General features: G+C 73.1%; 8 protein-coding genes. 2 read left to right on the top strand and 6 right to left on the bottom strand.

Going from position 1 to position 8003, the window contains the following annotated elements; genetic code table 11:
- Positions 1–895: hypothetical protein (locus VFW24_05660; GenBank protein HEX5266240.1), on the bottom strand; the 895-nt coding region annotated here is incomplete at its 3' end.
- Between the two features lie 66 nt (positions 896–961).
- On the opposite strand from VFW24_05660, the gene VFW24_05655 reads away from it, so the two are divergent.
- Together VFW24_05655 and glpX are read left to right on the top strand one after the other, a co-directional pair.
- Complete coding sequence (locus tag VFW24_05655; GenBank protein HEX5266239.1) at positions 962–1690, top strand: hypothetical protein; 729 nt, start codon at positions 962–964, stop codon at positions 1688–1690.
- A 32-nt stretch (positions 1691–1722) separates the two neighbouring features.
- Positions 1723–2718, top strand: a complete 996-nt coding sequence (gene glpX, locus VFW24_05650) for a class II fructose-bisphosphatase (protein HEX5266238.1) — start codon at positions 1723–1725, stop codon at positions 2716–2718.
- A gap of 273 nt (positions 2719–2991) precedes the next feature.
- Here the strand turns inward: glpX and VFW24_05645 are convergent, their stop codons facing one another.
- The 5 genes from VFW24_05645 to atpA form a co-directional block, all read right to left on the bottom strand.
- On the bottom strand, positions 2992–3900 hold the full coding sequence (locus tag VFW24_05645) for a 2'-5' RNA ligase family protein (protein ID HEX5266237.1): 909 nt from the start codon (positions 3898–3900) through the stop codon (positions 2992–2994).
- A gap of 11 nt (positions 3901–3911) precedes the next feature.
- Positions 3912–4211, bottom strand: coding sequence for a F0F1 ATP synthase subunit epsilon (locus tag VFW24_05640; GenBank protein ID HEX5266236.1), 300 nt, complete (start codon positions 4209–4211; stop codon positions 3912–3914).
- 12 nt (positions 4212–4223) lie between these two features.
- Positions 4224–5675: a F0F1 ATP synthase subunit beta gene (gene atpD / locus VFW24_05635; GenBank protein HEX5266235.1), complete on the bottom strand. Its 1452-nt coding sequence runs from the start codon at positions 5673–5675 to the stop codon at positions 4224–4226.
- Positions 5676–5691: 16 nt separating this feature from the next.
- Positions 5692–6597: a F0F1 ATP synthase subunit gamma gene (locus VFW24_05630; protein ID HEX5266234.1), complete on the bottom strand. Its 906-nt coding sequence runs from the start codon at positions 6595–6597 to the stop codon at positions 5692–5694.
- A 9-nt stretch (positions 6598–6606) separates the two neighbouring features.
- Positions 6607–8003, bottom strand: a 1397-nt coding sequence (atpA, locus tag VFW24_05625; GenBank protein HEX5266233.1) for a F0F1 ATP synthase subunit alpha, incomplete at its 5' end; no start/stop codon positions are given.

Here is an 8003-nt window from a genome sequence, read left to right as displayed (position 1 = left end):
GGACCTCGGGCCCGCCCTCCCGGGCCCCGGCCGCCGCCACCACCAACCGGGCGAAGCCACCCTCGTTCCGGCACGCCCCCACCGCCCCCCCGTCCGGGCTCCAGCACCACGACCGCTGCCCCGGCCCCCACGCCGCCTCGGCGTGCTCGAACGCCTCTTCCAGCACGGGCCGGGCCGGGCCGCCCCCCTCCCCCTCGGCCCAGACGTTGGCCCACCCGGTCGCGTCGCTCACCCACCCCAGGCGCCCACCCGGGCCGAAGCGGGGCTGCTGGACCGCCACCCCCTCCCCGCCCGCCACCACCCGGCGCCGGCCCGTCCGGAGGTCGTCCCCGACCACCCGGCTCGAGTCCCAGGGCATGGCGGGGACGTCCCACTCCACCCACGCCACCCGGGCGGAGTCCGGGGAGACCACCGGGTCCATCGCGAAGTCGGGCTCGGGCTCGGTCAGGAGCGTCGGCGGGCCCGCCCCGTCCAGCGGCGCCGCCACGACCCGGCGCCCGTCCTCGACCCAGACCAGGGTGGCGCCGTCGGGCGAGACCGCCGGGCTCCAGACCGGCGGACCCTCCTCCTCGCCCGACCGGGCCGGGCCCACCCGGGCGGCGCTCCCGCCGCCGGCGGGCACCCGCCAGAGGCCGCCCTCCCGGCCCACGTAGACGAGACCGGCCCCGTCCGGGGTCCAGCAGTGGCCCCCGCCCCCCGAGGGGTGGGCCCCGGCCACGTCCGGCTCCCCGGACAGCACCAGCTCGGCCCCGCCGCCCGCCGGCACGACGACCAGCTCGGCCCGGCCCGTCGTGCGCACGACCGCGCTCACCAGGCTGCCGTCGGGGGACAGCTGGGCGTCGGCAATCACCCGGCCCCGGGCGCAGAGCCGGGCGCTGAGCACGCGCTCCGACATGCCCCGACGGTAACCCCGCCGACCATTCACCAGGGACGAACCGCCCGTCGTTACCCTGGGCGGGCGATGATCGAGCTGTACACCGCGGCTGAGAACGAGATCCTCGAGTGGATGGGCGAGGCCGAGGAGGAGGCGGAGGCCATCATCGAGCGGGCCATCTCCGTGGCCCGCCACGACGCCGCCCGCATCCGGTCCGACGCCATGGAATACGCCGCCGCCACGGTGGCCCGGGCCGAGCGCGAGGCGGCGGAGATGCGCCAGTCCGCCGCCGAGGCCGTCACCCGCCTCCTGCGTGAGGCCCGCTCCGAGGCCGAGCGGATCCGGGCGGTGGCCACCACCGAGGCGCGCCTGATCGTGGAGGACGGCCGGCGGGGTCTGGTGCCCCCGGCACCCGCTCCTCCTCCGATCCCCGCCCCGGCCTCCGTCTCCGCCCCGCCGGCCTCCGTCTCCGCCCCGCCGGCCGCGGCCTCCGCCCCCCCGGCTGCTGCCCCCGCCCCGTCGTTGATGGCCGTCCCGCCGGCCCCGGTCCCCACGACAGTCCCGGCACCCCGGGCCCCGGCCCCGCCCCAGGAGCCACGTCCCACCCCGGCGCCGCAGCCGATCCAACGGGTGCCCCGCCCCGTGCCGGTGCCGGCCGGCCGCCCCCCCGCCGAGCGGATGGCCCGGCCCCCGGCCGAGCGGATGTCCCGTCCGCCGGCGCCCGATCCCGCGCCCTATCTGGACGGAGTCGACGACGTCACCCCCACCCGCCGGCGGTGGTGGCTGCGGCCCTTCGGTAACTGGCCCGCCGCCTGAGCGGTCCTCCCGGCCTGGGTATCGTCCCGGCCATGAGCGAGGACAGGACACCGGACCGCAACCTGGCCATGGAGCTGGTCCGGGTGACCGAGGCCGCGGCCATGGCGGCGGGGCGCTGGATGGGGCGGGGGGACAAGGAGGGCGCCGACGGCGCCGCCGTGGACGCCATGCGGGTGATGCTCCAGACGGTGAGCATGGACGGCGTCGTGGTCATCGGCGAGGGGGAGAAGGACGAGGCCCCGATGCTCTACAACGGTGAGCGGGTGGGTGACGGCTCCCCACCGGTCATCGACATCGCCGTCGACCCGATCGAGGGGACCACCCCCACCGCCCTCGGCCGGCCCAACGCCCTGGCGGTGATCGCGGCCAGCGAGCGGGGCACCATGTTCGATCCCGGCCCGTGCGTCTACATGGAGAAGCTGGCGGTCTGGCCGGAGGCGGTCGGCAGCGTCGACCTCGCCGATTCGGCCTCGCACAACCTCGAGGCCGTGGCCAAGGCGAAGGGGGTGCCGGTCCGGGACCTGACGGCGGTGGTGCTGGATCGCGACCGCCACAAGGACCTGATCGCCGAGATCCGGGATGCGGGGGCCCGCATCCGCCTCATCCCGGACGGGGATGTGGCGGGGGCCATGTCGACGGCGTGGCCCGGCGCCGGCGCCGACATCCTGTTCGGCATCGGCGGCACGCCCGAGGGCGTCCTGGCCGCCGCCGCCATCAAGTGCATGGGCGGGGAGCTGCAGGGCCGGCTCTGGCCCCGGGACGAGTCGGAGCGCCGGGCGGCGGTCGCAGCCGGCTACGACGTCGAGCGGGTCCTCACCACCAACGACCTGGTGGCCGGGGACAACTGCTTCTTCGCCGCCACGGGGGTGACCGACGGGGATCTCCTCCGCGGTGTGCGCTACGAGCGCGACCGCGGGGTCGCCACCCAGTCGCTGGTGATGCGCTCCCGCTCCGGCACCGTCCGCCTGGTCGAGGCCTGGCACCGGCTTACCAAGCTCCAGGAGTTCAGCCTGGTCGACTTCTCCTAGGACCAGGCCGGTTCCGGCGGGCCGCCGCCCTCCCCCCGGGCACCCCGATTATTGAAATCTCGTGTCGTATGTGAATCGTCACATACGACAGGTGGGAAACCGGGCGAATGGCGGCCAACAGTCCGAGAGTTACCCGAAATCCTCCACCGAGCGTGCAGCTCGTACCACTCTGCCGGGCGAAATCCGGCCGTATATGAATTTTCATATACGGCACGCGGTTTTATGTTTCGCGGGGGGCTCCCGTCCCCGCTCCGCTCGGGACGGCGCGGCCACCTACAGCCGGCGGGCCCAGACGTCCGCCGAACGGGGCCTGAAGCCCATCCGCTCGAGGAAGCCGGCGGCCGAAGGCCCCGGCGCCGGCACCAGGAGGACCTCCACGCCCCGCTCGAGCAGGGCGGCGGCCAGCTCGGCCACCAGACGGGCGCCGACCCCGGTGCGCCGGGCCGGGACGGCGACGTCCACCCCGAGGAGCCACGCCGCGTCGGGGGCAGACCCCGCCCGGGCGGTCAGGAGCGCCGAGGCGACACCGACGGCCTGGCCCTGGCGGCGGGCGGTGACGGCGACCGTGTCCGGGCCGCCGAGGCGGGCCGAGACGGTCAGGTCGGGATGCGACGAGACGGTCAGGTCGAGCGGGAGGCCGCCGCGGCCGACCACGCGGGGCGGGGCCAGGGGGACCTCGGCAATGGGCTCCCACACCCGGCCCGGGCCCTCCCGGAGCAGGTGGAGGCTCTCGAACGGCACTGTCCGGGCGTAGTCGGCCAGGGCCCGGACGGCGGCTTCGATGCGCTCGGCGCCGGGGACCTCGTCGGCCAGGGTGACGTGGGGGACGAAGTCGTAGGTGAGGGGGCGGGCCAGGGGATCGCGGAAGACCCGGTCCCGCAGAGCGTGCAGCTCGGAGAGGGCGCCCCCCACCTCCAGGTAGATGACCGGGGTGACCGGCCAGAAGGTGACGGCGGGGCCGAGGGTCAGCTCGAGGGGCGCCGGGCACCCGGCCGCCGCGGTGCGGAGCACGTCGCCGGCCTCGTCGACGCGGTCGAGGGCCACGTTGACCGGCGGGACGAGGGTGAGGTGGGCGGGGATGCGGCCCAGGGTCCCGTCCCCGAGCCCACGGCGCAGCCCGTTGATCTCGGCGGCGACCGGCTCGGGGACCAGGAGGACCACGCCGAGCCGGACACGGGGCAAGGGCGGGGCGCCTAGGTCGAGTCGGTGGCGGCGACGTCGGTGGGCACGGGAGTCTCTTCGCCCCCCTCGACCACGAGCATGATCACCCGGTTGTCGTGGACCTGGACAAAGCCGCCACTCACCACGAAGCGCTCCTGGGCCCCTCCTTCGAGGTCGACCCGGATCTCACCCGCCTCGAGCGCCGCCAGGTAGGGCATGTGGTCGGCCAGGAAGGCGATGTCCCCGCCCTCGGCGCGGCAGACGACCATCTCCGCCTCGCCCGAGAACAGATTGCGCTCGGGGGCGACGATCTCGACGTGGGTGGTGGCCACGGGCGGTCGCTCCTACTCGCCCTGGAGCTGGCGGGCCTTCTCGAGCACGCCCTCGACCCCGCCGACGTTGAGGAAGGCCTGCTCGGGCACCTCGTCCATCTCACCGTTGACCAGAGCCTCGAAGGACTCCACTGTCTCCGACACCGGCACGTAGATACCGGGCAGGTTGGTGAACACCTCGGCCACGAAGAACGGCTGCGACAGGAAGCGCTGCACCTTGCGGGCCCGGGCCACCGTGACCCGGTCCTCCTCCGACAGCTCGTCGATGCCGAGGATGGCGATGATGTCCTGCAGCTCCCGGTAGCGCTGCAGCACCTCCTGCACCCGGCGGGCCACGGCGTAGTGGCGCTCGCCGACCACCTCCGTCGTCAGGATGTTCGACGTCGATGACAACGGGTCCACGGCCGGGTAGATGCCGAGGGCGGCGATGTCGCGGGACAGCTCGGTGGTGGCGTCGAGGTGGGTGAAGGTCGTGAACGGCGCCGGGTCGGTGTAGTCGTCGGCGGGCACGTAGACGGCCTGCAGCGAGGTGATCGAGCGGCCCCGGGTCGAGGTGATCCGCTCCTGGAGCTCGCCCATCTCGTCGGCCAGGGTCGGCTGGTAGCCCACGGCGGACGGCATGCGCCCGAGGAGGGTGGACACCTCGGACCCGGCCTGGATGAAGCGGAAGATGTTGTCGATGAACAGCAGCACGTCCTGGTTCTTCACGTCGCGGAAGTACTCGGCCATGGTGAGCGCCGACAGGCCTACGCGGAGGCGCACGCCCGGCGGCTCGTCCATCTGGCCGTAGACGAGGGCGGTCTTGTTGATCACCCCGGACTCCTGCATCTCCAGCCAGAGGTCGGTGCCCTCACGCGTGCGCTCCCCCACTCCGGCAAAGACCGACACCCCGCCGTGCTGGTCGGCCACCCGGCGGATCATCTCCTGGATGATGACGGTCTTGCCCACGCCGGCCCCGCCGAACAGGCCGATCTTTCCGCCCTGCACGTAGGGCTCGAGCAGATCGACCACCTTGATGCCGGTCTCGAACATCTGGGCCTTGGGCTCGAGGGCGTCGAACGGGGGCGGGTCGCGGTGGATGTCCCACCGGTCCTCGACCCGTCCGATCGACTCCACGTCCAGCGGCTCCCCGATGACGTTGAACACGTGGCCGAGCACCTCGTCCCCGACGGGGACCGTGATGCCCCGGCCGGTGTTGCGCACGGGGGTGCCCCGGCGCAGGCCGTCCGTCGGCTTGAGGCAGACGCAGCGGACCCGGCCGTCGCCGATCTGCTGGGCCACCTCGGAGGTGACGGTCGTCGTCTGGCCCTCGAGCTCGATGTCCATCTCGACGGCGAAGTTGATCTCGGGCAGGGCATCGGGCGGGAACTCGACGTCGACGACCGGGCCGGCGATGGCGACCACCCGGCCGTCGCGCAGGGTGCGGCCCTCGGAGGTCTGGGTCGGTTCGGCAAGCGTGGTCATCGGCTCGGTCTCCTGTTCATTCGGCTCGGGCGGAGGCGGACTGGCGCAGGGCCTCGGCCCCGCCCACGATCTCCATGATCTCGGTCGTGATGGCGTCCTGGCGGGCCCGGTTCATGACCCGGGTGAGGCGGGTTATCAGGTCGTCGGCGTTGTCGGTGGCGGCCTTCATGGCCCGCTGGCGCGACGCCTGCTCGGACGCCGCCGCCTCCAGCAGGGCGGCCAGCACCTCGGCCTCGACCCAGCTGGGGAGCAGGCGCTCCACGATCTCCTCCGCGTCCGGCTCGTACTCGTAGACCACTGTGCTGGTGGGCTCCTCTCCCTCGGCGCCGTCCTGGTCCTGCAACGGGATGAGCTGGCGCCGGGTCACCGATTGCGACCCCAGTGAGACGAAGCGGGTGTAGATGAGCTGGATCGAGTCGATGTTCCCCTCGGAGTAGGCGTCGATCAGCCCCGCCGCCACCCGGCGGGCGTCCTCGAAGCTGGGCCGCTCCGAGAAGCCCGTGAACGACGCCTCGGGCGGCCGGCCCCGGTAGCGGAAGTACGACTGCGCCTTGCGGCCGGTGGTGACGAGCATCACCTCGAGGCCACGGGACTCGTGATCGCGGATCATGCGCTCGGTGGCCCGCAGGATCGACGAGTTGTAGGCGCCGGCCAGGCCGCGGTCGGCGGTGACGGCCACGATGGCGGCCCGCCGGGCCTCCTCCGGCTCCCGGTAGAGCGGATGGCGCCGGGCTTCGGGGTCGCGCGCCAGGTCGGCCACGACCTGGCGGATCTGCGCCACGTAGGGACGGGCGGCGGCTATCGCCTGCTGGGCCCGCACGATGCGCGAGGCGGCGATGAGCTCCATGGCCCGGGTGATCTTCTTGGTGGACTGGACACTGCGGATCCGCCTACGGAGGATCCGCTCCTGGCCTCCGGCCATCGAACCTCGCTACTCCGCCGTTGCGGTCGGCTGGAAGACGCCCTTGAAGCCCTGCAGGGCCTCGTCGACCTGCTCCTTGGCGGGCATCTCCTTGCTGGTGCGGACGTGGTCGAGCAGCCCGCCGTGGCGGGTGCGCAGGTAGTCGAGCATCTCGGCCTCGAAGCGGCGCACGTCCCCGACGGGAATGTCGTCGAGGTAGCCGTTGGTGCCGGCGTAGATCGAGAAGACCTGCTCCTCGACCGGCATGGGCGCGTTCTGGGACTGCTTCAGCAGCTCGGTCAGCCGGTAGCCCCGGTCGAGCTGGGCCTGGGACACCTTGTCCAGCTCGGAGCCGAAGCTGGCGAAGGCCTCCAGCTCGCGGAACTGGGCCAGGTCGATCTTGAGCGTGCCGGCCACCGACTTCATGGCCTTGATCTGGGCGGCGCCCCCCACGCGGGACACCGAGATGCCCACGTTGATCGCAGGCCGCACGCCCGAATAGAAGAGGTCGGACTCCAGGTACACCTGGCCGTCGGTGATCGAGATCACGTTGGTCGGGATGTAGGCGGAGACGTCACCGGCCTTGGTCTCGATGACGGGAAGGGCGGTCATCGAGCCTGCGCCGTTCTCGTCGTTCAGCTTGGCGGCCCGCTCGAGGAGCCGGGAGTGGAGATAGAAGACGTCGCCGGGGTAGGCCTCGCGCCCCGGGGGGCGGCGCAGCAGCAGTGAGAGCTGGCGGTAGGCCTCGGCCTGCTTGGACAGGTCGTCGAAGACGATCAGTGCGTGCTGGCCGTTCTCCATCCAGTGCTGGCCCATGGCGCAGCCCGAGTAGGGCGCCAGGTACTTGAACGGCGCCGACTCCGAGGCCGGGGCCGCGACCACCACCGTGTACTCCATGGCCCCGTACTCGTGCAGGGTGGCGACGGTCTGGGCCACCGTCGAGCCCTTCTGGCCGATGGCGACGTAGATGCACTTCACGCCCTGGCCGCCCTGGTTGATGATCGTGTCGATGGCGACGGTGGTCTTGCCGGTCTTGCGGTCGCCGATGATCAGCTCCCGCTGGCCCCGGCCGATCGGCGTCATCGAGTCGATGGCCTTGATGCCGGTCTGCAGCGGCTCGGTGACCGGCTGCCGGGAGACGATGCCCGGCGCCTGCACCTCGAGGCGGCGCTCTTGGGTGGCCTGGATGGGACCGCGCCCGTCGACGGGCCGACCGAGGGGGTCGACGACGCGACCGAGCAGCCCGTCGCCGACGGGGACCGAGAGGATGCGGCCCGTTGCGCGGGCCGGCTGGCCCTCCTCGATGTGCTCGATGTCGCCGAGCACGACGGCGCCGATCGACTCCTCGTCGAGGTTCAGCGCGAGGCCGAGGGTGCCGCCCTCGAACTCGAGGACCTCGTTGACCGACGTCTCGGGCAGCCCGTGGA

The sequence above is a fragment of the Acidimicrobiales bacterium genome (assembly GCA_036273495.1).
In the GTDB taxonomy this organism is placed as follows: Bacteria; Actinomycetota; Acidimicrobiia; order Acidimicrobiales; family JAJPHE01; genus DASSEU01.
Note: the sequence above shows the minus strand (reverse complement) of the source record. Positions and strands in the feature narration are given on the sequence as shown.

What these genes read in the sequence shown, in the direction of transcription:
- VFW24_05655 (HEX5266239.1), top strand. Translation starts at nt 962, where the DNA reads ATGATCGAGCTGTACACCGCGGCTGAGAACGAGATCCTCGAGTGGATG.
- glpX (HEX5266238.1), top strand. Translation starts at nt 1,723, where the DNA reads ATGAGCGAGGACAGGACACCGGACCGCAACCTGGCCATGGAGCTGGTC.
- atpD (HEX5266235.1), bottom strand. Translation starts at nt 5,675, where the DNA reads ATGACCACGCTTGCCGAACCGACCCAGACCTCCGAGGGCCGCACCCTG.
- VFW24_05630 (HEX5266234.1), bottom strand. Translation starts at nt 6,597, where the DNA reads ATGGCCGGAGGCCAGGAGCGGATCCTCCGTAGGCGGATCCGCAGTGTC.